This is a genomic window from Rhizobium yanglingense, assembly GCF_977109285.1.
This window is the reverse complement of sequence record NZ_CDSAWY010000004.1, coordinates 862,107-885,837: the sequence shown is the minus strand read 5'-3', so window position 1 is coordinate 885,837 and position 23,731 is coordinate 862,107. Positions and strand designations below refer to the sequence as shown.

The 23,731-nt window shown below is 59.7% G+C and carries 23 protein-coding genes and 3 pseudogenes; 12 read left to right on the top strand and 14 right to left on the bottom strand.

The window, feature by feature from the left end; translation table 11 throughout:
• The first annotated feature begins 41 nt into the window (after positions 1 to 41).
• From ACW4PC_RS09420 to ACW4PC_RS09410, 3 genes and pseudogenes are all read left to right on the top strand, one after another.
• A pseudogene (locus tag ACW4PC_RS09420) lies at positions 42 to 664 on the top strand (DUF1285 domain-containing protein).
• Positions 661 to 1,311, top strand: coding sequence for a CoA pyrophosphatase (locus tag ACW4PC_RS09415; RefSeq protein WP_455873583.1), 651 nt, complete (start codon positions 661 to 663; stop codon positions 1,309 to 1,311). Before ACW4PC_RS09420 ends, ACW4PC_RS09415 begins: the two are co-directional and overlap by 4 nt.
• Positions 1,308 to 2,561: a CCA tRNA nucleotidyltransferase gene (locus ACW4PC_RS09410; RefSeq protein WP_455873582.1), complete on the top strand. Its 1,254-nt coding sequence runs from the start codon at positions 1,308 to 1,310 to the stop codon at positions 2,559 to 2,561. Before ACW4PC_RS09415 ends, ACW4PC_RS09410 begins: the two co-directional genes overlap by 4 nt.
• Here the strand turns inward: ACW4PC_RS09410 and ACW4PC_RS09405 are convergent, their stop codons facing one another.
• From ACW4PC_RS09405 to hemF, 3 genes and pseudogenes are all read right to left on the bottom strand, one after another.
• Positions 2,562 to 2,747 (bottom strand): DUF1059 domain-containing protein, encoded by a 186-nt coding sequence (locus ACW4PC_RS09405; RefSeq protein WP_074069055.1) that lies wholly within the window; start codon positions 2,745 to 2,747, stop codon positions 2,562 to 2,564. It lies immediately after the preceding gene.
• A 125-nt stretch (positions 2,748 to 2,872) separates the two neighbouring features.
• Positions 2,873 to 3,152: pseudogene (locus tag ACW4PC_RS09400) on the bottom strand (hypothetical protein).
• Between the two features lie 116 nt (positions 3,153 to 3,268).
• Positions 3,269 to 4,183, bottom strand: a complete 915-nt coding sequence (hemF, locus tag ACW4PC_RS09395) for an oxygen-dependent coproporphyrinogen oxidase (RefSeq protein WP_455873656.1) — start codon at positions 4,181 to 4,183, stop codon at positions 3,269 to 3,271.
• Between the two features lie 179 nt (positions 4,184 to 4,362).
• On the opposite strand from hemF, the gene ACW4PC_RS09390 reads away from it, so the two are divergent.
• Positions 4,363 to 4,623, top strand: a complete 261-nt coding sequence (locus tag ACW4PC_RS09390; protein WP_022714201.1) for a hypothetical protein — start codon at positions 4,363 to 4,365, stop codon at positions 4,621 to 4,623.
• Positions 4,624 to 4,626: 3 nt separating this feature from the next.
• Here the strand turns inward: ACW4PC_RS09390 and ACW4PC_RS09385 are convergent, their stop codons facing one another.
• Positions 4,627 to 6,273, bottom strand: a complete 1,647-nt coding sequence (locus tag ACW4PC_RS09385; protein ID WP_455873581.1) for a Na/Pi cotransporter family protein — start codon at positions 6,271 to 6,273, stop codon at positions 4,627 to 4,629.
• A 203-nt stretch (positions 6,274 to 6,476) separates the two neighbouring features.
• Positions 6,477 to 6,938: a tRNA (cytidine(34)-2'-O)-methyltransferase gene (locus ACW4PC_RS09380; RefSeq protein WP_455873580.1), complete on the bottom strand. Its 462-nt coding sequence runs from the start codon at positions 6,936 to 6,938 to the stop codon at positions 6,477 to 6,479.
• 381 nt (positions 6,939 to 7,319) lie between these two features.
• On the opposite strand from ACW4PC_RS09380, the gene ACW4PC_RS09375 reads away from it, so the two are divergent.
• Positions 7,320 to 9,176 (top strand): ABC transporter ATP-binding protein, encoded by a 1,857-nt coding sequence (locus tag ACW4PC_RS09375; protein ID WP_455873579.1) that lies wholly within the window; start codon positions 7,320 to 7,322, stop codon positions 9,174 to 9,176.
• A 163-nt stretch (positions 9,177 to 9,339) separates the two neighbouring features.
• On the opposite strand, the gene ACW4PC_RS09370 is transcribed toward ACW4PC_RS09375, so the two are convergent.
• Positions 9,340 to 9,564 (bottom strand): CopG family transcriptional regulator, encoded by a 225-nt coding sequence (locus ACW4PC_RS09370; RefSeq protein WP_455873578.1) that lies wholly within the window; start codon positions 9,562 to 9,564, stop codon positions 9,340 to 9,342.
• Between the two features lie 164 nt (positions 9,565 to 9,728).
• Here ACW4PC_RS09370 and ACW4PC_RS09365 point away from each other — a divergent pair.
• The 5 genes and pseudogenes from ACW4PC_RS09365 to ACW4PC_RS09345 all read left to right on the top strand — a co-directional run bounded on the left by ACW4PC_RS09365 (position 9,729) and on the right by ACW4PC_RS09345 (position 15,292).
• A pseudogene (locus tag ACW4PC_RS09365) lies at positions 9,729 to 11,619 on the top strand (ABC transporter ATP-binding protein).
• Positions 11,620 to 11,860: 241 nt separating this feature from the next.
• A complete protein-coding gene (petA, locus tag ACW4PC_RS09360; RefSeq protein ID WP_022714206.1) occupies positions 11,861 to 12,439 on the top strand; it encodes a ubiquinol-cytochrome c reductase iron-sulfur subunit in 579 nt (192 codons plus the stop codon).
• Positions 12,440 to 12,453: 14 nt separating this feature from the next.
• Entirely contained in the window at positions 12,454 to 13,725 is a 1,272-nt protein-coding gene (locus tag ACW4PC_RS09355; protein WP_455873577.1) for a cytochrome b, read from the top strand.
• A gap of 21 nt (positions 13,726 to 13,746) precedes the next feature.
• Complete coding sequence (locus tag ACW4PC_RS09350; RefSeq protein WP_455873576.1) at positions 13,747 to 14,631, top strand: cytochrome c1; 885 nt, start codon at positions 13,747 to 13,749, stop codon at positions 14,629 to 14,631.
• Between the two features lie 118 nt (positions 14,632 to 14,749).
• Positions 14,750 to 15,292 (top strand): adenine phosphoribosyltransferase, encoded by a 543-nt coding sequence (locus tag ACW4PC_RS09345; protein ID WP_028739503.1) that lies wholly within the window; start codon positions 14,750 to 14,752, stop codon positions 15,290 to 15,292.
• Between the two features lie 8 nt (positions 15,293 to 15,300).
• Here ACW4PC_RS09345 and ACW4PC_RS09340 read toward each other — a convergent pair whose 3' ends face one another.
• From ACW4PC_RS09340 to ychF, 3 genes are read right to left on the bottom strand one after another with little or no spacing between them, the layout of a single operon-like run.
• Positions 15,301 to 15,768: a MaoC family dehydratase gene (locus ACW4PC_RS09340; protein WP_455873575.1), complete on the bottom strand. Its 468-nt coding sequence runs from the start codon at positions 15,766 to 15,768 to the stop codon at positions 15,301 to 15,303.
• Positions 15,765 to 16,226, bottom strand: coding sequence for a MaoC family dehydratase (locus tag ACW4PC_RS09335; RefSeq protein ID WP_039845481.1), 462 nt, complete (start codon positions 16,224 to 16,226; stop codon positions 15,765 to 15,767). The genes ACW4PC_RS09340 and ACW4PC_RS09335 overlap by 4 nt, the downstream gene beginning before the upstream one ends.
• Before the next feature lie 32 nt (positions 16,227 to 16,258).
• On the bottom strand, positions 16,259 to 17,362 hold the full coding sequence (ychF, locus tag ACW4PC_RS09330; protein ID WP_455873655.1) for a redox-regulated ATPase YchF: 1,104 nt from the start codon (positions 17,360 to 17,362) through the stop codon (positions 16,259 to 16,261).
• A 365-nt stretch (positions 17,363 to 17,727) separates the two neighbouring features.
• Between ychF and clpS the strand changes: the two genes are divergently transcribed.
• Entirely contained in the window at positions 17,728 to 18,039 is a 312-nt protein-coding gene (clpS, locus tag ACW4PC_RS09325; protein WP_074069044.1) for an ATP-dependent Clp protease adapter ClpS, read from the top strand.
• 73 nt (positions 18,040 to 18,112) lie between these two features.
• Positions 18,113 to 18,496: a hypothetical protein gene (locus ACW4PC_RS09320; RefSeq protein WP_455873574.1), complete on the top strand. Its 384-nt coding sequence runs from the start codon at positions 18,113 to 18,115 to the stop codon at positions 18,494 to 18,496.
• Here ACW4PC_RS09320 and ACW4PC_RS09315 read toward each other — a convergent pair whose 3' ends face one another.
• From ACW4PC_RS09315 to ACW4PC_RS09295, 5 genes are all read right to left on the bottom strand, one after another.
• A complete protein-coding gene (locus ACW4PC_RS09315; RefSeq protein WP_455873573.1) occupies positions 18,497 to 18,952 on the bottom strand; it encodes an N-acetyltransferase family protein in 456 nt (151 codons plus the stop codon).
• Positions 18,953 to 18,957: 5 nt separating this feature from the next.
• On the bottom strand, positions 18,958 to 19,674 hold the full coding sequence (gene pth, locus ACW4PC_RS09310) for an aminoacyl-tRNA hydrolase (protein WP_455873572.1): 717 nt from the start codon (positions 19,672 to 19,674) through the stop codon (positions 18,958 to 18,960).
• A gap of 85 nt (positions 19,675 to 19,759) precedes the next feature.
• A complete protein-coding gene (locus ACW4PC_RS09305; RefSeq protein WP_455873571.1) occupies positions 19,760 to 20,479 on the bottom strand; it encodes a substrate-binding periplasmic protein in 720 nt (239 codons plus the stop codon).
• A 22-nt stretch (positions 20,480 to 20,501) separates the two neighbouring features.
• On the bottom strand, positions 20,502 to 22,859 hold the full coding sequence (locus ACW4PC_RS09300) for an EAL domain-containing protein (protein ID WP_455873570.1): 2,358 nt from the start codon (positions 22,857 to 22,859) through the stop codon (positions 20,502 to 20,504).
• A gap of 184 nt (positions 22,860 to 23,043) precedes the next feature.
• Positions 23,044 to 23,658, bottom strand: a complete 615-nt coding sequence (locus tag ACW4PC_RS09295; RefSeq protein WP_455873569.1) for a 50S ribosomal protein L25/general stress protein Ctc — start codon at positions 23,656 to 23,658, stop codon at positions 23,044 to 23,046.
• Positions 23,659 to 23,731 lie beyond the last annotated feature (73 nt).

Below are 23,731 nucleotides of genomic sequence, written 5' to 3'. Positions count from 1 at the left end.
TCGTGACTATTCTATCGTTAAGAGCAAACCGGGACAGAACAATGGCAGCGCAAGAGATCAGGGCGAGTGAAGATGCGCAGGGCTTGCCGCGCTGATTTCGCGCGCTGCAGGCGAAACCGGCGGCAAGACGCGCGGGCTTCCACCGGTCGAGAAATGGAATCCGCCCTTCTGCGGCGATATCGACATGGAAATCCGCGCTGACGGCACATGGTTCTACATGGGAACGCCGATCGGCCGTGCGCCCCTGGTTCGCCTGTTTTCCACCGTCCTGCGCAAGGACGAGGACGGAAAGACCTATCTCGTCACCCCTGTGGAAAAAGTCGCAATCAGGGTCGCTGACGCGCCGTTCGTCGCCGTCGAGATGAGCGTGACGGACCGCGATGGTCAGCAGGTGCTGACATTCCGCACCAATACCGGCGATGTCGTCGAGGCCGGCAAGGAGCATCCGCTGCGCTTCGTGATTCATGGAGAAAACAGCGAGTTGAAACCCTATCTGCATGTGCGCGGGCGTCTCGAGGCGCTGGTATCGCGGGCCGTGATGTATGAATTGGTGGATCTCGGCGAGATTGCAAATATCGAGGGCAGGGAGATGTTCTGCGTCCGCTCGGCGGGCTGCGTTTTCCCTGTCATGGTCGCCGATGAACTGGATATGCTGTGCCGATGAGCAATGCCCCGACCCAAGGCTACCCACTCTATTCCGCGGCCGAATTCCGCCGCCGGGCGCTCAATCAAAACGGCGGGCCGGTCGATCATTCCTGGCGGGATCACGGCGACCATATCCTCAATCCGGATATCGTCGCGATGGTCGAGGGCTTCCACCTACGCGACGCCGCTGTGCTGGTGCCGGTGGTCGACGACGGCGACGAGGCGCGGGTCATTTTCACCAAGCGCACGGCGAACCTGCGCAAGCATTCCGGCCAGATATCCTTTCCTGGCGGAGCGATCAATTCTACGGACATTTCTCCGGAGATGGCGGCGATCCGCGAGACACAGGAAGAGATCGGCATTGCCGGCTCCTTTGTAGAGACGGTCGGACGCCTGCCGCACTATCTCGCTGCGACCGGCTTCCGCATCACGCCGGTGCTTGGCGTCGTCAAGCGGGGGTTCGAGCTGAAGCCCAATCCGCGGGAAGTCGACGACGTCTTCGAGGTGCCGCTTTCCTTCCTGATGAACCCGCAAAACCACACCCGCGACAGGCGCTTGGTCGAGGGTATCGACCGGCATTTTTACCGCATGCCCTATGAAAGCTGGATGATCTGGGGCATCACCGCGGGCATCGTCCGCACCCTTTACGAGAGGCTTTATGCATGACCAGCCTTGCTGATGAAGCATGGTTCAAGGATTTCCGCCTTCAGCGCGTCTTCGCGCTCCTGAACGCGGACGGCGGGGAGGGGCGCGTCGTGGGCGGCGCCGTGCGCAACAGCCTGATGGGGCTTCCAGTCAGCGATATCGACATCGCGACGACGCTGACGCCGGACGCCGTGACGGAACGGGCGAAGGCGTCCGGCAGCAAGGCGATCCCCACCGGCATCGAGCATGGCACCGTGACGCTGGTGATCGAAGGAAAGCCGTTCGAAGTGACGACGCTGCGCACCGACGTCGAGACTGACGGGCGCCGCGCCAAGGTCGCCTTCAGCACCGACTGGCAGGCGGATGCGGAACGGCGCGACCTGACGATCAATGCCCTTTACATGAATTCCAAAGGTGAGGTGGTCGATCTCGTCGGCGGGCTTGGCGATATTGAGAAGCGCAACATCCGTTTCATTGGGGATGCGGCGACACGGATTGCCGAGGACTACCTGCGCATCCTGCGGTTCTTCCGCTTTTTTGCTCACTACGGCTCCGGCCGGCCCGATGCAGACGGACTGCGGGCCTGTTCGGCGGCGCGTTCGAAGCTCGCTACACTTTCGTCCGAAAGGGTTTGGTCCGAACTTCGCAAGCTGCTTGCTGCCGACGATCCGGGCCGGGCGCTGCTCTGGATGCGGCAGGTTTCGGTGCTCAGCGAAGTCTTGCCGGAGACGGAGAAATGGGGCATCGACGCCATCCCGGGACTGGTCGCTACCGAAAAGGCGCTCGGCTGGAAGTCCGATCCGCTTCTGCGGCTCGCTTCGATCGTTCCGCCCGATGCCGAAAGGCTGGAGAAGATGGCGGTCCGCCTGAGATTTTCGAATGCCGAAGCGGCCTATTTCAGGGCCTGGGCGGCGGCGCCCCCCGTCGATGATGAAATGTCTGCCGCGGCCTTCGACCGGCTGCTCTATCGCAATCGTGCGGACGGTATCGCCACGCGCCTGAAGCTCGCGCTCGCCGTTGCTCGCGGCAAGGCGGAAGGCGACATGAACGAAATGAGCCGGTCGGCCAGGCTCGGCAAGCTATTGGACCGGGCTCTGGCGTGGAAGAGACCGCAGTTTCCAATCGGCGGAGGCGATGTCGTTTCGACCGGAATTCCCGCAGGCCCGCGTGTCGGCGAGGCGCTTGCGAAACTCGAGAACCAATGGATCGACGAGAATTTTGCTGCCGACCGGGCGACGTTGCTCGCCCGGCTGAATGAACTTTCGAAGTGATCAGGCCGCTGTCGCTTCGTCGCGGATGCGGGCCTTGATGTTGTCGATCATGTTTTCGCGAATGGTCGTTTCACCATGGGCGGACTTCATGTGCTCGACCGCGCGGCGGACGATTTCGGCGTCCTCATCGGCGCGGGTGTGCCAGGTGCAGCCCGGAACGAGCGTACCGCATTCGAAAAGTCGCATTGTCTACTCCTTTGTCCGGAACATGACAGGATGATCGCGCTGACACGCGGTTCTCCTCGATGTGCGAAACTTCAATGTGCGAAACGGAGAGAAGGTTCCGGCCGATGATGACATCGGCCGGCAAATCACATGCGATATTCCGGCATCGCCCAGGCGCGGAAGCACTCGGACGACTGGTACGGCGCATTCGAATTTGCGCCTTCTCTTGCCTGTCCGCGCAGTTCTTCAAGCGATTTTCCGGCAGCGAGCTGCAACCTCACCTGTTCGATGAAGCAGGAAAGGGGCAGGTCCGAGCCGCTGCGTGGCTCGCATTTCTTCGGCAATGCGGTTCAGGAAATCCGGGGTGTCGATTGCGCGGGTTGCCTCCCGAACATCAGACGCCGGCGAACCGCTCTGTATCATCATGACAATCCTCCTCCGATTGTTACGCAACACAAGCTCAGTTTAGCACGTTAGTTTAGCGCATGCTCACGCTTCTTGAAGGCCATGTAATGTATTTTTACCCGTACACTGTCGTACAGTCATGGCCACCGGACGACCGGCGGCATCGACGAGAGGATCGATTCGATATTGCCTCCCGTCTTCAACCCGAAGATTGTACCGCGATCGTAGAGCAAGTTGAACTCGACATAGCGCCCGCGCCTGATCAATTGTTCGTCGCGGTCGGCTTCGGTCCATTCCTTGTTGAAATTGGAGCGGACGATTTTCGGATAAACCATGGCGAAGGCCCGGCCGACATCGCGGGTGAAAGCGAAGTCGGCATCCCAGCCGCCGGCTTCCTCGCTCGAATGCAGCCAGTCATAAAAGATGCCGCCGATGCCGCGCGGTTCGTTGCGGTGCTTCAGGAAAAAATATTCGTCGCACCATTTCTTGTAAGCGCCGTAGTCGGCGACGGCCGAATGGCTGCGGCAGGCAATTTCCATCGCCTTGTGGAAGAGGCGACTATCGTCGTCTTCCTGCGTGCGGCGCCGCTCGAGCACCGGCGTCAGGTCCGCACCGCCCCCGAACCAGCGGCTGGAGGTGACGACCATGCGGGTGTTCATATGCACTGCGGGTACATTGGGGTTGACCGGATGGGCGATCAGCGAAATGCCAGAGGCCCAGAACCGAGGGTCTTCGCTGGCGCCCGGCATCTGGGCGCGCAGATCGGGTGCGAATTCCCCATACACTGTGGAGGTATGCACGCCGACCTTTTCGAAAACGCGGCCATGCATCATCGACATCCGGCCCCCGCCGCCGGCGCCATTTTCACGCGACCACTCCTTGCCGACGAAACGGCCGGGCTCCTGGTCCGAAAGAGTGCCGGTCAGCTCGTCTTCCAAGGCCTCGAAGGAGGCGCAGATCGTATCGCGCAACCCTTCGAACCAAGAGCGCGCGGCGACCTTCTTTTCTTCGATATCATCCGGCAGGCCGATCGGCAGGTCTGGTCGTTCCATCATTATCCCCAGCAGTCGTTATTGCATCACAAGCGACTCGATCATCGCTGATTACGGTTTCGTGGTATCAGGTGCCTCGGTGCCTTGCCAGCCGGCGGAAAGCCGCAGTCGAGCCGGCAAAGATTCGACTTGCAAATTGATATTTTCAATACTACCTTTCCCGCTCAGAGGTAGGTTTCATGACTAAAATCCCGGGACCTCCGTCGTTTGACGGCTTGAAGCGCAGGATCGAACGGCATCGGGCGGAAGGCACTGCCCGCAAGGGTGATCACTTCGTGCGCCAGACCTATCGGCTTGGCCTGCTTGACGCGAGGGCAAAGGCGCGCGAATGGTTCGCCGAATATCCGAAGGCGGCCTATTGGACCGAAGTGGAAAGCTGGCGGCAGCTCGATAACGACCAGATCGAATTCACCATGCGCCGGCTGCCTTCCGCCGACTGACCGTCATTGCGCAGGCGTGCGCAGGCGGCTCTCGATGAGCAATCCGCTCTCGTCGAGGATCGGATGCGCGACCGAGACGATATGGGCGTTGATGCGCTTCAGATCGCGCAGCATGTCGAGATGCAGTGAACTCGTCTGCAGGCTGTCGGCATAGCCCTCTCGCAGGCGTTCAAGGTGGCGTTCGGCGGATTGCTTCTCCATCCTGCGGACTTCGACCTTCACTTCCATCATCTGTTTGGCGAGATTGAAGTCGCGCGTCACGAAGATCGTTTGCGCGATCCGCAGGTTGTCGATCGTCAAATGGAAGAGCTTCTTGAGCTCCTGGTAACCATCGTCGGAAAACCGCAGGCCGTGCGAAGCCTTTTTGCTGATCTGCGGCAGCAGGCCCTTTTCGATGATATCGCCGATATGCTCGAGGTTGATCGCGTAGTCCATGATGATGATCGAGTGGCGGCCGTTCTCTTCACTCAGGCCCTCGCGGCCGAGCTTGGAAAGATAGACCTTCACTTCCTGCTGCAGGCTATCGACCCGCTTTTCGAGCGTGGGAATTTCCTTGAGCTTCGTCAGGTCGTTCTGCTCGAAGGCGTCGGAGGCTCGGATCAGCATGCGTTCTATGAGGTCGCCGACGCCGAGGACTTCGCGCGTGGCGCTTGCAAGCGCCACGAGGGGCGTCGACAGCTCGTGCTGGTCGAGATATTTCGGCGCATTGTCGGTTTGTGCTTCCTCTGGAACGAGACGCAGCATCAACTGCGACAACAGGCTCGAGAACGGCCAGGCGACAGCGGCGAGGATCAGGTTGAAGCCGAGATGCGCATCGACCGGCAGCTTGGCGGGATCGAGCGGCAGCATCTCCAGAAGCTCGGCGCCGTAGCCGGCAAGCGGGAGTGCGATCGCACATCCGGCGGCCCGCACGATCAGGTTGCCAAGCGTAACGCGCTTTGCCGAGGCAGGTCCGCCAAGCGAAGCGACGACCGGCGGAATTGCGCCGCCGAGATTGGCACCCAGGACGAGAACGATCACCAATCCCGCCGAGAGAATACCGGTCGATGCCAGGGAAAGGATCAGGACAACGGCGGCAAGGCTCGACGAGGACACGAAGGCAATGCCGGCGGAGAACACAAGCGCCACCGGCCAGGCGTTGTCGAGAAGGCCGATAAAGGCGGCAAGCGCGGGCGACTGGCGCATAGGCTCTGTCGCGCCGCTCAAGAGATGCAGAGACAAGAGCATCAAGCCGATGCCGATCAGTGCGGCGCCACCACCTTGGCGTGCGGTCGAGCCGCTGCGATAGAGGATGATACCCGCGAGGATGACGAGCGGCGACAGCCATTCGATACCGGTCGCGACGATCCAGGCTGTGACGGCCGTGCCGACATTGGCACCGAGCAGGACGATCTGCGCCATGCGTGGCTTCACCAGTTCGCGCTCGACGAAGGAGGCGACCATCAGCGCCGTTGCCGTGGAGCTTTGCAATGCCAGCGTTGCGACGAAGCCTGAAACGAAGGAGCGCAAGCCGCCACGCGTGCCCGTCGCAAGACCTGTTCGCAGCCGCGCACCGAAGGCCCGCGACACACCGTCCTTCACCTGCGCGAGGCCGAATAGCAAAAGGGCTACCGCGCCGAACAGGTTTATCATGACGATCGTGGATTCCATTCTCTGCGGGTCTTTTCTTCTCGTTCACGGCCGGCGCAATGCTGCGCAATCGGTGTCTCAGCGCATTGCCATCTCTTTGAAATCGCGGCCTGGTCCTCACTTTTTGATTGTCCGGCTAATTATAATACGCCTGTTCCTGGATATCACAACGCGTTTTGCGACATATCATGGCGAGGCTTCGCGAGGTCTCTCAGAAGCGAAAATCAACGCCAGACGGTCTGGCGCATGGCCTCGCCAGCGATCATTGCGGCGGAGACCGCGACATTGATCGAGCGCTGGCCCTCGACCATCGGGATCAGGATACGCCCGGCGGCTTTTTCATGAACATGATCCGGAACGCCTGCGCTTTCGCGGCCAAACAGCAAAATGTCGTCTGGCCGGAATGCGAAATCCGTGTATCGGACCGATGCCTTGGTGGAGGCGAGCACGATGCGGCGGCCCGTTGGAGCCCGCCATTGCTCGAAGCGATCCCAACTGACATGACGTGTGAGCGCAACGGCTGCGATATAGTCCATGCCGGCGCGTTTCAGGTTGCGGTCGGAAATGTCGAAGCCGGCGGGCTCGATGATGTCTACGGCAACTCCAAGGCAGGCGGCAAGACGCAGGATCGTGCCGGCATTGCCGGGGATGTCGGGCTGATAGAGCGCCAGTCTGAGATCGGTCATCCGAAGTTCCATCTTGCTGCTTGAGGCGAAGAGACCTAATTCAACTGTGATTTCGGCGCAACAGGGCGCCTTTTGCCCATGAATTGTTCAATTTTTTCCGATTTCGGACTGGAAATTTCGCAATTTTCGCGTTATTGGTGCGCATCTTCAATCGCCAGCTAGGGAGGGCCGACATGAATTTTCTGATGCTTACGCGCCTTCCAGCCGCGATACCGAGCGTGGCGATCTCGCGCTTCTGAGCGCAAGCTTTCTAAAATTCCCCATTTTTGATCCATTGCGCGGCTATCGTGGCCTCGCCCCTCGAACGTCCGGTTCCCATATGTGCCTTAGTGCGTTTTGCGCAGGCCGGGAGGTGGAACGGTGAAGTTCCGGAGCACTTTCATGTTTAGCTGGTTCGAACAGCGACTGAACCCCTTTCCGAGTGAGGAGCCTGTCGTTCCCCCGAAGGGTCTTTTTGCCTTCTGCTGGCACTATACGAAGCCTGCGGCGCCCTGGCTTGCAGCCATGGCCGTGCTGACGGCGCTGATTGCGATTGGCGAAGTGGCACTCTTCCAGTTCCTCGGCGATATCGTCGATTGGCTGACGAATGCCGACAAGGCGACGTTCCTGCAGAACGAATGGCACAAGCTTGCCTGGATGGCGGCTTTGATCCTCGTCGGCCTGCCGCTGGCGGCTGGGCTCGATTCACTTATCATGCATCAGGTCCTGCTCGGCAACTACCCGATGATCGCGCGCTGGCAGATGCACCGCTTCCTGCTGCGCCACAGCATGACCTTCTTCGCCAACGAGTTTGCTGGACGCGTTGCGACCAAGGTGATGCAGACCTCGCTTGCCGTTCGTGAAACAACGATGAAGATCCTCGACGTCTTCGTCTATGTCGTCACGTACTTCCTGACGATGATCATCGTGATCGCAGCGGCAGACTGGCGGCTGATGGTGCCAATCCTGGTCTGGCTTGCCATCTATGTCAGCATCGTATCGTATTTCGTGCCCCTGCTGCGCAGGATTGCGGCGCAGCAGGCGGATGCGCGCTCTATGATGACGGGCCGGGTGGTCGACAGCTACACGAACATTGCGACCGTCAAGCTCTTCTCGCATGCGGGCAGGGAGGAAGGCTATGCCAAGGCCGGCATGGACGAATTCCTGCAGACGGTGCACCAGCAGATGCGTCGCGTCACGCTGTTCCATGTGTGCGTCTATATCAACAACTGCGTGGCGCTCTTCGTCATCTCGGGCCTGTCGATCTGGTTCTGGCTGAATGGCCAGATTTCGGTCGGGGCGATCGCCATCGCGATCGGCCTTGCGATGCGCGTCAACGGCATGTCGCAATGGATCATGTGGGAGGTATCGGCGCTCTTTGAAAACATCGGCACGGTCTATGATGGCATGGAGATGATGACGAAGAACCACGACATCACCGACAAGCCCGATGCACCCCCGATGCAGGCGAAGAAGGGTGCGATCCATTACGAGCGCATCCGCTTCCACTACGGCAAGGGCAAGGGCGTCATCGACAACCTGTCGCTCGACATCAAGGCGGGTGAGAAGGTTGGCCTTGTCGGCCGCTCCGGCGCCGGCAAGACGACTCTGATGAACCTGCTGCTGCGCTTCTACGATCTGGAAGCCGGCCGCATCACCATCGACGGCCAGGATATCTCGCTGGTCTCGCAGGAAAGCCTCCGCTCGCTGATCGGCGTGGTGACGCAGGATACGTCGCTGCTGCACCGCTCGATCCGCGACAACATCGCCTACGGTCGTCCGGATGCGAAGGACGCGGATGTGATCGAGGCGGCGAAGCGGGCAAATGCCTGGGAGTTCATCGAAGGGCTTGTCGACATGCAGGGCCGCAAGGGGCTCGACGCGCAGGTCGGCGAGCGCGGCGTGAAGCTCTCCGGTGGCCAGCGTCAGCGCGTTGCGATCGCCCGGGTGTTCTTGAAGGACGCGCCGATCCTGGTGCTCGACGAGGCGACTTCGGCGCTCGATTCCGAAGTGGAAGCGGCGATCCAGGAGAACCTTTTCGCGCTGATGGAAGGCAAGACGGTGATCGCGATCGCCCATCGCCTGTCGACGCTGACGGAGATGGACCGCCTGATCGTGCTCGACAAGGGCCGGATCATCGAGGCCGGTTCGCACGCCGATCTCGTCAGTCAGGGCGGCATATATGCCGATCTCTGGACCCGCCAGTCCGGCGGCTTCCTCGCCGATCATTCGCAAGAAGCGGAGGAAGCGGCGGAGTAAAGCGAAAGGCCCTCCCGGCGAAAGCGGTGAGGGCTTCTTAACCGAGACCAGTTAAGAAGCCCTGTTATCCTGATCAGGAAAAATCGCGGCATTCTTCGCGTTTAGCACGGTCGGCGCGAGCTGCCGCAGGCACTGAACGATTCCTCGAAGATCCGTTGCCAGTTTACAGGCTGTCTGCCCAGTCTCTTACCCTGTGACGCTCGACCACGACGATGGCGCTTGCCATCGTGCGAAATGCCGTTAAGCGGCGCTCTTCCTCGTTGTCGAGCCATGCGGCAACCGCCTCGCTGACGATTGTGTCGCGCGATATGCCGAGTTGGGCTGCGGTTTCATCGAGTTTGTCCGCAAGCGGAAGCGGAATATGCGACGCGAGCACCCTCGTTTCCATGACGGTATTTCTCCGATAAGCGGCCATTGTACTCCGAGATCGTGACGAGGTCAGCGACATTCAACACGGATGCCGCCGATGTTACCGAAAATTACCAAAATATAAGGTTGTGCTCCGCCCTCCGTCGCCTTTGCCGCAGGGTTGTCTCGGACTATAACGCAATGATGCTCCTGCGCCCGATACTCAGTCTGTTTGAAAACTGGATCGATCCGTTCCGCCGGCGCGGCAATATACAGCCGCCGCGTTCGACGGCCGGCTTCATCTGGTTCTACATTGGCCAGGCGAAATGCGCCCTTCGTCGCGATGCTCGTCCTCGGCGGCATGTCGGCGGCGATTGAGGCGGCGCTTTTCTGGTTCGTCGGACGGCTGGTCGATATTTTGAGCACCGTGAGGCCGGGCGTTGGCTGGAGCGAGATGCTTGCTGCACACGGCAGCGAACTCTTCGGAATGCTGGCTTTGATCGGCTTTGTTCGTTTCGTTGTGGTCTTCCTCATCGCGCTGGTCGATCAGCAGGTCATCACGCCGGGTTTTTACAATCTTGCGCGCTGGCAATCCTATCTCCACGTCTCGCGCCAATCGCTGCATTTTTTCCAGAGCGATTTTTCCGGGCGGATTGTGACGAAGGTCTGGTCGGCCGGCCAGGCGGTGGGCGATCTCGTGACCTCGCTCATGGAGAGCGTCTGGTTCGTTGGAATCTACGCGGCGACGACACTGGTGCTGGTGGCTCAGCTCGATCTTTCGCTTGCGGCCGTCGTGCTGTTCTGGCTCGCTGCCTTCGGCGTGCTCGCCCGCTATTTCGTGCCGCGCATCCGCTATCACTCGCGCGAGACTGCGGAAGCCGCCTCGATGCTCAACGGCCGCATGGTCGATTCCTACAGCAACATCCAGACGCTGAAGCTTTTCGCTCGTGACGAGGAGAGCGACCGCTACATGCGCCAGGGTTTCGATATCTATCAGGATACCGTGCTGCGCTTTACCCGGTTCATTACCGGTGTACGTGCCTCCATGGCGCTGCTTTCCGGCCTGATGATCGTGACGATGGGGGGGTTAAGCGTCGATCTGTGGCTGCGCGGGTTGGTGAGTTCCGGTTCCGTGGCTTTTTCGCTCGCCCTCGTCCTGCGCCTCAACTTCCTTCTTGGGCGCCTGATGACGCAGTTCAACGGCATCATGCGCAATCTGGGCACGATCCAGAATGCTGCCGAATTGATCTCGCAGCCGCTCGGTCTCGTCGATCGGCCCAATGCCCCCGATCTCGTCGTCCGGGAGCCTAGCATCCGCTTCGAAAACGTCTCCTTCCATTATGGCCGGGGCAAGGGTGTCATCGAGAGTTTCTCGCTCACCGTCGCACCCGGCGAGAAGGTCGGGATCGTCGGGCGCTCCGGCGCCGGCAAGTCGACGCTGGTCAATCTGTTGCTGCGCCTCTACGACCTTGAAGGCGGGCGCATCCTTGTCGATGGCCAGGATATTGCTGCGGTCAGCCAGGAGTCGCTGCGCATGCAGATCGGCGTCGTCAGCCAGGATACGTCGCTGCTGCACCGTTCGGTCCGGGACAACATCCTCTTCGGCCGGCCCGATGCGGACGAGGAACGGCTGCTCGATGCCGCACGGCGGGCAGAGGCGCTCGGCTTCATCGAGCGCTTGCACGATCAGCAGGGGCGCAAGGGTTTCGACGCGCATGTCGGCGAGCGCGGCGTGAAGCTTTCCGGCGGGCAGCGGCAACGCATCGCAATCGCGCGCCTCATGCTGAAGGATGCACCGATCCTGGTGCTCGACGAGGCGACTTCGGCGCTCGATTCCGAGGTGGAAGAGGTGATCCAGTCCAATCTCAGCCGGATCATGGAGGGGAAAACTGTGCTGGCTATCGCTCACCGCCTTTCGACGATTGCCGCGCTCGATCGGCTGATTGTTGTCGATCGCGGCCGAATCATCGAAGAAGGCACGCATAAATCTCTCGTCGAAAGAGGCGGGCTTTATGCCGAGCTATGGGCACGCCAGTCCGGCGGCTTCCTCGGTGCAGACGAAGATATGCCCGGGCGCGAGGCGAGGGCCGTTTAGGCAAGCGTCCGCCAGTAAGGCTCCGATCCGCTGAAACCAGGGCATTGCGGTAGAAAGAACATCTGAAAATACCCGCGACATTGTGCCCTCATACTATTGTCAAGGCTGGACATAATTTGCGATCAAGCATAGAACGCGCCGGATTGGCGGGGAATCTAAGGCCGAATTGTGTCTGTGTAGATTCGCCGCTTAGAGGGGCAGGGCGGAATTCCGCGAAAATTGCGCAGAGGATGGTTTAGCCGTGAGCGAACACGAAACGACAAGCGAGGCTTCAGGGGAGCCCACGCGCCGTGATTTCCTTTATCTCACCACTGGTATGGCAGGCGCCGTCGGCGCTGCGGCGGTCGCTTGGCCGTTCATCGATCAGATGCGTCCGGATGCGTCCACGCTCGCTCTTGCTTCCATCGAAGTCGACGTATCGAGCCTTGGGCCGGGCATGTCGCTGACCGCCAAGTGGCGCGGCAAGCCGGTCTTCATCCGCAACCGTACGCCCGAGGAAGTAAAGGCCGCCGACGAGGTTCCGCTTTCGGATCTCAAGGATCCGATCGCACGCAACGAGAACCTTCCGGCCGAAGCGCAGGCAACCGGTGTCGACCGCTCTGCCGGCAAGGACAAGGAAAACTGGATCGTCATGATCGGTTCGTGCACGCATCTCGGCTGCGTGCCGCTCGGACAGGCCGGTGAATACAACGGTTGGTTCTGTCCCTGCCATGGCTCGGTGTACGACACGGCCGGCCGCATCCGTAAAGGTCCGGCGCCGACGAACCTGCCGATTCCGACCTATTCGTTCGTTTCCGATACAGTGATCAAGATCGGTTGAGGGGAGACTGATTTATGAGTGGCCATTCCAGCTACGAGCCATCAACCGGCCTCGAGAAGTGGATCGATGCGCGCCTGCCGCTGCCGCGCATGGTCTACGACAGCTTCGTTGCATATCCGGTTCCGCGTAACCTGAACTATGCCTATACTTTCGGCGCCATGCTTTCGGTCATGCTGGTCGTGCAGATCCTGACCGGCATTGTGCTCGCCATGCATTATGCTGCCGAAACCTCGGTCGCCTTCAATGCCGTCGAAAAGATCATGCGCGACGTCAACCACGGCTGGCTGCTGCGCTATATGCATGCCAACGGCGCCTCCTTCTTCTTCGTCGCGGTCTACCTGCATATTGCCCGCGGCCTTTACTACGGTTCCTACAAGGCGCCGCGCGAAATCCTCTGGATCCTCGGCGTGCTCATCTATCTGCTGATGATGGCGACCGGCTTCATGGGCTACGTTCTGCCCTGGGGCCAGATGTCCTTCTGGGGCGCGACCGTCATCACCGGCTTCTTCTCGGCCTTCCCGCTGGTCGGCGAATGGGTGCAGCAGTTTCTGCTCGGCGGTTTTGCCGTTGAAAACCCGACGCTCAACCGCTTTTTCTCGTTGCACTACCTGCTGCCCTTCATCATCGCAGGCGTTGTCGTCTTGCATATCTGGGCGCTGCACGTGACTGGCCAGACGAACCCGACCGGCGTCGAGGTCAAGACCAAGACGGACACCGTCCAGTTCACGCCCTATGCAACCCTCAAGGACGCACTCGGCGTTTCGATCTTCCTGCTGGTCTACGCCTACTTCATCTTCTACATGCCGAATTTCCTCGGCCATCCGGACAATTATATCCCGGCTGACCCGTTGAAGACGCCGGCGCACATCGTTCCGGAATGGTACTTCCTGCCGTTCTACGCGATGCTGCGCTCGATCACCTTCAACATCGGTCCGATCGATTCCAAGCTCGGCGGCGTCCTTGTGATGTTCGGCGCGATCATCGTGCTGTTCTTCCTGCCATGGCTCGACACGTCGAAGGTCCGCTCTGCGGTCTACCGCCCCTGGTACAAGATGTTCTACTGGCTGTTCGTGATCGATGCGATCATCCTCGGCTGGCTCGGTTCCCAGCCGGCGGAAGGTGCCTTCGTCCTGATCTCGCAGATCTGCACGCTGCTTTACTTTGCTTTCTTCCTGGTCGCCATGCCAGTGCTTGGTCTCGTCGAGACGCCGCGCCGCATTCCAAACTCGATCACCGAAGCCGTACTGGAAAAGCGCAATCCACAAACAGCTACGGTCAAGGCATAAGCGAGCGGAAGGAATAGAACGATGAAAAAGCTTGTTGCAAGCATTCTGCCGCTCGCAGTCGCAGCTATCCTCGGGACTGCTGCATTCGCACAGGAAGCGACGCACGGCGAGGGCGCTGCTCCGGCCGAGCACGAGGAAGGCGCCACGCCGCACTATCCGCTGAAGCACCCGCGGGAGCAGGACTGGAGCTTCGCCGGCCCGTTCGGCCATTATGACAAGGGCCAGCTGCAGCGGGGCCTGAAGGTCTATACGGAAGTCTGTTCCGCCTGCCACTCGATGAGCCTCGTTCCCTTCCGCATGCTCGGCGAACTCGGCTACTCCGAGGCGCAGGTCAAGGCTTTTGCCGCGAACTACGACGTTCAAGATGGCCCGGATTCTGCGGGTGAGATGTTCACACGCAAGGCTATCCCTTCGGATTATTTCCCGTCGCCATACGCCAACGCCCAGGCCGCTGCCGCCGCGAACAATGGCGCGGCCCCGCCGGACTTCTCGCTGATCGCGAAGGCCCGCGGGATAACCCGCGGCTTCCCGCAGTTCGTCTTCGATATCTTCACGCAGTATCAGGAAGGCGGGCCGGACTATATCTACTCGCTGCTGACCGGCTATGAAGAGCCGCCGGCGGGTTTCCAGGTTCCGGAGGGCGCGCATTACAACCCTTACTTCAACGCTGCCGCGGCCTTCGCGATGCCGAAGCCGCTCTCCGACGATCAGGTGACCTATGACGACGGCACGCCGCAGACGGTCGATCAATACTCCAAGGATGTCTCCGCCTTCCTGATGTGGGCCGCAGAGCCGCACCTCGAAGAGCGCAAGAGCACCGGCTTCATGGTCATCGTGTTCCTGCTGATCTTCTCGGGTCTCATCTTCCTGACGAAGCGCTCGGTCTATGCCAACAAGGAGCACTGAGCGGTTCTAGCTCAACAAGCAAAAGGCGGCTTTCGGGCCGCCTTTTTTGTTGGTTCCATGTCAGTCAGTTGATAGGGTGCAACCGACTAAATGCCCCTCGCAGACAGACGGACTTTCCATGAACAATATTGCCTCGGAGCTTGCGGTTAGCATCCGCTCCATCCCGGACTATCCAAAGCCCGGCATTATCTTTCGCGACATCACGACGCTGCTCGGCAATCCGCGGGCGTTTCGCCGCGCTGTGGATGAGCTGGTGCAGCCTTATGCGGGCCTGAAGATCGACAAGATCGCCGGCATGGAAGCGCGCGGCTTCATTCTCGGCGGCGCCGTGGCGCATCAGCTTTCGGCCGGCTTCGTGCCAATCCGCAAGAAGGGCAAGCTGCCGCATGATACCGTGCGGATCGCCTACAGCCTGGAATATGGTGTCGACGAGATGGAGATGCACCGGGATGCGGTTCAGCCGGGCGAGAAGGTCATTCTCGTGGACGATCTGATTGCAACCGGAGGGACGGCCGTCGGCGCGACGAAGCTACTTCGCCAGATGGGCGCGGAAGTCGTCGGTGCGTGCTTCGTCATCGATCTGCCGGATCTCGGTGGCCGCAGGAAGCTCGATGAGCTGGGGGTGAACGTCCACACGCTGGTCGAATTCGCCGGGCACTGAAGCCCGGCTTACTCGAATTCGAGCACGCTGCCCTCGAAGCGGATGACAGGCGTGCCGTCTTGGTTGACGCCTTCGTTGAGGATCGAATTGAGGAACCAGCCCGGCCGCGATGTGAGAGGCCGGCTGGCAAGCAAGGTCACCGAATAGCTGACCGTCTCGTCGACGAAGACCGGACGCAGCCATTGCAACTTCTGGAAGCCGGGCGAAGGGCCGAGCTTCGGCGGGGCGACTTCCTCCCTGGCAAGTCGCGCAGTTTCCTTTTCCCAGTAATCCAGGAAAGTTCGCATCCAAGCGGCGCATGTATGCCAACCCGAGGCGCAGAGATTGCCGAAGAGCGTGTTCCTGGCTGCTTCCTTGTCAACATGGAAGCGCTGCGGATCGAAGCGCGTGGCGAAATGGATGATCCGCTCCTCGGTAAAGGTATAGCCGCCGATCGCGGCCTTTTCGCCGATCGTGTAAAGCTCCGCCATCCTCATGGGTTTGTCTCCGCTGTGTCGCGCATGCTGAACATGATCCAGTTTTCGCAATAGCAGACCAGATCGCCGTGCTGATTTTGGACCTCATGCTTGAAGCGGGCGATGCCGATCCCGGGCCGCGAGCGCATGGCGCGCGACTCCAGCACCGTCGAACGCCCGGACAGCGTGTCGCCGGCAAGCACAGGCTTCCTCCATTCCATCACGTCGATGCCGGGTGCGCCCTGGGAATGTGAATTCAGCAGAAAACCATAGGCCATCATGCGCATGAAGAGCGCGGACGTATGCCAGCCGGAAGCCGCGAGCCCGCCAAGGATGCTGGCGCGTCCGGCCATCTCGTCCATATGCATCGGCTGCGGGTCGAATTCGGTTGCGAACTCGATGATTTCCTGCGCCGTCACGGCGACCGGGCCTAGCGCAAAGCTGCGGCCCGGCTCGAAGTCTTCAAAAACTAGCTTCATCTGGCCTCGTCCTCCCTCGGCCGTGCGGCCGATCAGGTATTGAAGCGGAAGTGGATCACGTCGCCGTCCTGAACCACGTATTCCTTGCCTTCGTCCCGGGCTTTGCCCGCGTCCTTGGCGCCGGTTTCGCCGCCCAGCGAGATGTAGTCGTTATAGCCGATAGTGAAGGCACGGATGAAGCCGCGTTCGAAATCCGTGTGGATGACGCCGGCAGCGGCCGGTGCCTTGGTGCCGCGCACGATCGTCCAAGCGCGGGTCTCTTTGGGGCCGACGGTGAAATAGGTAATCAAGTCGAGCAGGTGATAGCCCGCACGGATTAGGCGGTCGAGGCCGGCCTCTTCGAGACCAAGTGCGGAGAGGAATTCCTTGCTTTCTTCTTCCGGCAGTTGAGCCACTTCGGACTCGATCGCGGCCGAGATGATCACGCATTCGGCGCCTTGGGCTTTCGCCATCTCGGCAACAGCCTCGGTATGTTCGTTGCCTGTTGCTGCCTCGGCTTCCGCGACGTTGCAGACGTAGAGTACCGGATGGGAAGTCAGAAGGTTCAGGCCCTTCAGCACTTCGATTTCGTCGGCGCCGAGCGTCTTCAGCAATAGACGAGCCGGCTTGCCTTCGTTGAGGAGCTTGATCACCGCTTCCATGACGGGAAGCTGGGTCAGCGAATCCTTGTCCTTGGAGGCGGCGCGTTTGCGGGTTTGCTCGACACGGCGCTCGAGACTTTCAAGGTCGGCAAGCATCAGCTCGGTTTCGATGGTTTCGGCGTCGCTGACCGGATTGATGCGGCCTTCGACATGGGTGATGTCGTCATCCTCGAAGCAGCGCAGCACATGCACGACAGCATCGACTTCGCGGATGTTGGCGAGGAACTTGTTGCCGAGGCCTTCGCCCTTGGACGCACCGCGTACCAGACCGGCGATATCGACGAAGGAAATGCGGGTTGGGATGATTTCCTTCGAGCCGGCGATCGAGGCGAGCTTCTGCATCCGTGGATCTGGAACGGCGACTTCGCCGGTGTTCGGCTCGATGGTACAGAAGGGATAGTTCGCCGCCTGCGCCGCTGCCGTCTTGGTGAGCGCGTTGAAGAGTGTCGACTTGCCGACATTCGGCAGACCGACGATACCGCATTTGAAGCCCATGACTGGATGTCCGTATTCGCTGAAATCGTTGCCTTGCCTATGGGATAAAGGAGCCATGCGGTCAAGTCTTCCGCCGCTTTTACCGCTGCTCACTTGCCGATCGGGCGACGCTGGCCTATTTTCTGCACGCGGAGATTTCGAGACGTAATATTGCGGATTTCACCGAAAGGGCAGGTGACCTTCACCCAAGGAGACCTAGACCATCTTGGTGTCAAACACCTCGACGAGCTTGAACTTGAGCTCTTACCCGATCGCAAGGCTTAGTCCGGGCTCGCAATCGACAGGTGAGTGTCGAAATTCCCTAACCGACAATGCCTGTCTAGTTTAGAAACTACCTCTCATGTCATCAACGGGTGGATTTTCCGATGAGTGACAACGACGTTGCCATAAAGCCGAAAACGAAGGTCAAGCTGAAGCTGGATAAGCCCAAGCTCTACAAGGTTCTTCTTTTCAACGACGACTATACGCCACGCGAGTTCGTCGTCATGATCCTCAAAGCCGTTTTCCGTATGAGCGAGGAGACGGGATACCGGGTGATGATGACGGCGCATAAAATGGGCTCCAGCGTGGTCGTCGTCTGCGCCAAGGACATTGCCGAGACCAAGGTCAAGGAGGCGATGGACTATGCCAAGGAGGCAGGCTTCCCGCTGATGTTTACGGCGGAACCCGAAGAATAGGCGTTTCTTAACCAATCTTATTAAGCCGCCATCCGTCAATTGCCGCTAGATTGCGCCCACGATGGAGGCGCGCATGCATGCTGAGGCTGCTACTTGGCATTATTTCGTCGCTGCGGCGCTCTTTGCGATCTTCGGTGCGATAGGCCATGTCGTCCGTGCGCTGTTCAACGTCTATCCGGACAGGCTTTCGGACAAGCCGATCATCGATCTGACCATTTCGGACGGTTATGATCTTTCCGACATGCTCTTCGGAACGGAATATGACGATGCCGGCTACTATCGGCCCGACAGCCTCAAGAACCTGCGCATTGCCTGCTCCATTGCCGTCGTTGCCGGCATTGGCACGATGCTGTTTGTAGAGGATGCCTCGATCCTGATGGCAACGGCGATCGACGACGGAGCCAAGGCACTTTGGGAACTGCTCCTCTACCGCCTTCAAGAGCTGCAAGTGCTTTGATCAGCCGGGGCGCCTGATCTGATAGCCGGTCTTATCCCGCATGAAGCCGCAGTTTTCGTAGAAACGCAGCGTCGCGGGGTTCTTTGAACCGGTAAGGAGCATCACTTTATAGCAATTCTTCGCCCAGGCCGCGGCGCAGGCATGACGGATCAACGCGCCAGCATAACCCTTCCTGCGGTGATCGGCGTGCGTGATGACATTCTCGACCAGAGCGTATGAAGCACCGTTTCGCGTGAGATTGGGTGTGATGATCAGCGTAGCGGATGCAACAGGCATATCGGCGGCCAGCGCGACAAATATGGTCATGCCCGGTTGGGCAAGGATGGTTGAGAAGCGGTCGCTTGCCCAGGCGGGATCGATCGCTGGATCATCGGGATTGAGGTGGCGATAGAGCTCAAGAAGCGCCTGTAAGTCGCCGGGCCCGGCGGGCTTTATCATGATATCTCGCTTCGGCATCTTGCTTACTCGCCCTTGTTGCCGAATATCTTCTTCAGCATTTCGGCCATAGGGCCGGTCGCAGGCAGCTTAGGCTGCGCGTGATTTCGCGCCTGATGGATGTGGGATTGCGCTGCCGGCTTCTTTTCGGGCTTCGACTTGTCCTCCTCCGCCTTGCCGCCGACGGCGAGAGCCAGCTTGTTCATCAGCTGCGAATCCTCCTTGCGCACCAGCATGTCGGCATTGTCGGCAAGCGTTTCCAGGAGCGGCTGCAGCCAGACCTGGTCGGCCTTGGCGAAATCGCCGAGGACGTGGTGCTGCACAAGTTCCTTGACGCCAGGGTGCCCGATGCCGAGGCGCAGGCGCCGGTAATCCTTGCCGCAATGGGCGTCGAGCGACCTGATGCCGTTATGGCCGCCATTTCCGCCGCCGATCTTCAGCCGGGCCTTGCCGGGCGGCAGGTCGAGCTCGTCATAGATGGCGACGAGATCGGAAGGCTGCAGCTTGTAGAAACGCATAGCTTCGCCGACGGCTTCGCCGGAGAGGTTCATGTAGGTTTGCGGCTTGATCAGCAGCACCTTTTCGCCACCAAGCTCGCCTTCCGAAATTTCCGCCTTGAACTTCTTGGACCAGGGGGAAAAGCCGTGGCGCCGGTGGATGGCGTCGGCTGCCATGAAGCCGATATTGTGACGGTTTCCGGCATATTTGCTTCCGGGATTGCCGAGACCCGCGATGATCAGCATTGGCCAGTCCGTTTCTTGAATGCCTGCTGCCCGCTTCACCACCGCGAAACGCGCAGGAAGTCAAGCGCAAAGGCACGGCGCGGCGCTAATTGCCGAGATGCAGCCCATACTTCAGGAAAATCTCTTTCTGGGTGCCGTCGGCGATCAGCTTGTCGAGGGCGGTCTGCATCCGCACCTGAAGATCGGATGGAAAATCCTTGTGACAGGCGATACCCATCGGCTGAGAGGAGAGCGTGGTGACCACCTCCACCGGCTGATCCGCCTTCAGCTTTTCGAAGTAGAGCTCTGAAATGGGCATCATGTCGATACGGCCGCCGAGAAGCTTGCGAAGCGTGGCATTGAAGTCGGTGGCGATATCGAGCTTGGTAAAGCCCTTTTGCCTCAACACCATCTCGGTATAGTCTTCGCGCTGCGTGCCGACGGTATATTTCTTGGACGCCTCGAGGTCATTCGCAACGACGCCCGATCCCTTCCGTGTGATCAAGATATTGCGATCGACGAGCAGCGGCTCGATCCATTTGAAGAGGGGATCGCGCAGGGCATTGTGTGCCGTGGCAAAAACGCAGGTCATGGGCTGTGATTGCGCGAGGCTGTAGGCTCGCGCCCAGGGCAGCATCTCCATGGTATAGTCGACGCCGATATCGGCCATGACCTTTTCGACTTGTTCGACGGTCGCGCCCTTGATCACCTTCCCGTCGCGATAATTGAAAGGCGCGTATTCTTCAGTCGTGAAACTGACCGTCTGCGACTGTGCCGGCGCTGCACAAGGAAGCGTCAGAAAAGCAAGAAGCAGGAGCTTTTTCATCTTTCCACCTTCAATGCGCCGATCACGAGGCTTGGGCGACCTCGTTTACCACGGCTGTGAGGTCCTCAATCAATTTCGAGGCATTCTGCGGACGATGGAAGAGGTAGCCCTGACCGTAGTCAAGCCCCATCTGGTGTAGGGTGCGGCATTCTTCTTCGGTTTCGATGCCTTCCGCTATGACGGTGCAGTCCATCTTGTGCGAGAGCGTGGTGATGCCTTCGATGAGCATCCGGCTCTTGTGGCGGACGTCATCATTCGTGTCGTTGATCGACCGCGTGAAGGATTGGTCGACCTTAATGATGTCGACCGGGAAGCGGTTGAGATAGCTCAGCGACGAGTAGCCGGTGCCGAAATCGTCAAGGGCGATGCGGCAGCCGAAACGGCGCAGTTCGGTGAGCACCATGCGTATTTGCGGATTGTCGTGCATCAGAACGGCTTCGGTGATTTCGACGACAATTCGATCCGGACGGATGCCGTGCCGCCCGACGAGCCCGGCGAGGCGGGAGGGCAGGGCGACTTCGAATTGCAGCGGCGAGAAATTGATCGCGAGATAGGTATCCTGCATGCCCGGGATCCGGGAGATATTCGCCAGATGCCCGATCGCCTTTTCCATGATGACGTTGCCGACGCGGACGATCTTGGCGGTCTCCTCGGCGACGTGGATGATGCCAGCCGGCGGCATCAGGCCCTTCTGGGGATGATTGAGGCGCAGGAGCGCTTCGAAGCCCGCGATGCGGTGATCGTCAAGCCCAACGATCGGCTGCAGATAGGCGTCGAACCAATCCTCGGCGAGGCCATTTTCGATGTGGCTTTCGATCTCGGCGCGCGCCCTTGCACTGTCCAGCATGCTGTTGTCGAAAATCTGCGCGCCATTCTTGCCGTCACGCTTCTTCGCATACATCGCCATATCCGACTTCTGCAGCAGTTCGGCTGCATTCGACGCATGGCGCGGATAGATGGCGATGCCGATGCTGGCGCTCAGATGCAGGTCGGGGCCGAAAGGCGCCTCGAAGACAGTGGCAATCTGCTCGCACATCGCCCTGGCGCGTTTCTCGCCGTCCTTGGCCGGAAGCAGGATGGCGAATTCGTCGCCGCCAAGGCGCGCTGCCTGATCGGAGGGTGCGAGATGCTTGTTGAGCCGCTCGACGAGCTCGCGCAATGCGCGATCGCCTTCGGCATGGCCCATATTGTCGTTGATCCACTTGAAGCGGTCGAGATCGATGAAGAGGCAGGCAAGCTCCTGGCCAGCAGCGTCGGCTTCGGCGATCTTGCCGTCGAGGGCGGTCTCGAAGCCTTGGCGGTTCAACAGGCCGGTGAGATGGTCGGTGATCGCCTGGCGGTGGTTGCGGTCTTCCGAGGCCTTCAGTGCGGTCACGTCGGTCATGACCGACAGCGAGAGCTGGTTTGGTCCGGTGGCTGTCTTGGATTCCAGAATCAGCACGTCCATGATGCGGCCGCCTGCGCAGAGGAACTTCACGGTCACGTCCAGTGCCGCGCCGTTCTCGAAACCTTCCTTGCGGTTTTGGAACGCGTCGCGGGTGTCGGGCGTCACGAGTTCGGAAAATCTGCGTCCGATCACCTCAGCCCTGCCGTAGCCCGTTGCGACCAGCCAATAGTCGCTGACCGCTATGATGCGATCCTCGTTGTCCAGCGAGAAGAGCATGGCGGGCGTGAGGTTATAGATATCGGTTGCGAGGCGGTGAGCGAGCTTCAGTCCCTTCTCCTCGCTCTCCAGCTTCGTCTGCATCTCGTTGAAGCTGCGGGCAAGGCGGCCGATCTCATCGCTTGACTGCCAATCGACGTGATGGCGCGATCCAAGCTGACGTGTCGCCTCTATGGCTGCAATAAGCCGCATGAGTGGCTGGATGACGAAGAGGCGGTTGCCGATCAGTGCGGTGCCGAAGACGGTGAGCACGGCGAAGATGAAGATCGATATGAAGACGACTTCTTCATGCTTCAGGCCGGAGAAGAGGCCAAGCTTCGGATAATAGACCGCGATGCTGCCAAGGTTCTTCGGACCGTCAACCGTGTTGTATATGATTGCGCGGGAAACCTGAACGAGCTCGCCATCAAAGGATTTCGGGATGGTCGATTGCGTCACGTTGAGCTGACTGGATTGATCGCGAACCTCGACCTTCACGATCGCGCCCTGCGAAACCATCGTGGCGCTGATCTGCGTTACGCTGTCTTCGTCCAGATCCCAGAGCGGCTTTGCGAGCGCCTGGGAATTGGCAACCAGAAGAACGGAGATGTGGTCGCGTATTTCCCTGTCGGCGCGCTCGGAGGAGAGGAAGAGAAACAATACAAAAAGCGGAGCGACAAATATGAGAAGCGCCCCGCAAACAATCGCAAAAAATCTGTTCTCAACGGAATTGTTCATGGTTCCGTTTTCTCCCCGGGCTCTCGCTTCGCGGCCATAACGGCAAAGAGCGGCAAGTGTAGAAATGCTTGGGGAATGCTTTCACGAATGTGTTAAATGTTGCTGAAGTGGCTCGCGTTAAAATTGATAAGGCCCGCCTTCCAGGGGAAAGCGGGCCTTATAATTACGAATTGGTGTATGCGGATTATGCTTCCGCTTCGCCTTCGCCTTCAACCGGAGCTTCTTCTTCAACGCCAGCGGCCGGAGCAACGATCGTTGCGATCGTGAAGTCGCGGTCGATGACCGTTGTCACGCCCTTCGGCAGTGCGACTTCGGAGATATGGATGCTGTCGCCGATCTTCTTGCCGGAGAGGTCGATATCGAAGAATTCCGGGATCGCATCAGCCGGGCAATGAACTTCGATTGTGTGGCGAACGATGTTCAAAACGCCGCCGATCTTCACCTGCGACTTCTCTTCGTTGATGAAGTGAACCGGGATTTCGACGGTGACCTGCGTGTTGCCGGAGACGCGGAGGAAATCCACGTGCATCGTGAAGTCGCGAACCGGATCGAGCTGATAGTCCTTCGGCAGAACCTTGTACTTCTCGCCGCCGACGTCGATCGTCGCAACAGTGGTCATGAAACTACCGGCATGAATGCGCTTCGTCACCTCATTGGTGCTGAGAGCGATAGAAATGGGGGCCTGCTTGTCACCATAGATGACAGCTGGAATCAAACCGTTGCGGCGAAGTTCACGGGCGGACCCCTTACCAACCCGTTCGCGCGCCTCGGCCTTGAGCTCGTAAGTTTCCTGGCTCATGGCTATTCCTTTCGAGGTTATTTGGAGAGTCTCCGAGCGGTATCATCCTTCCGGTGACTGGAGGGGCGTTTGG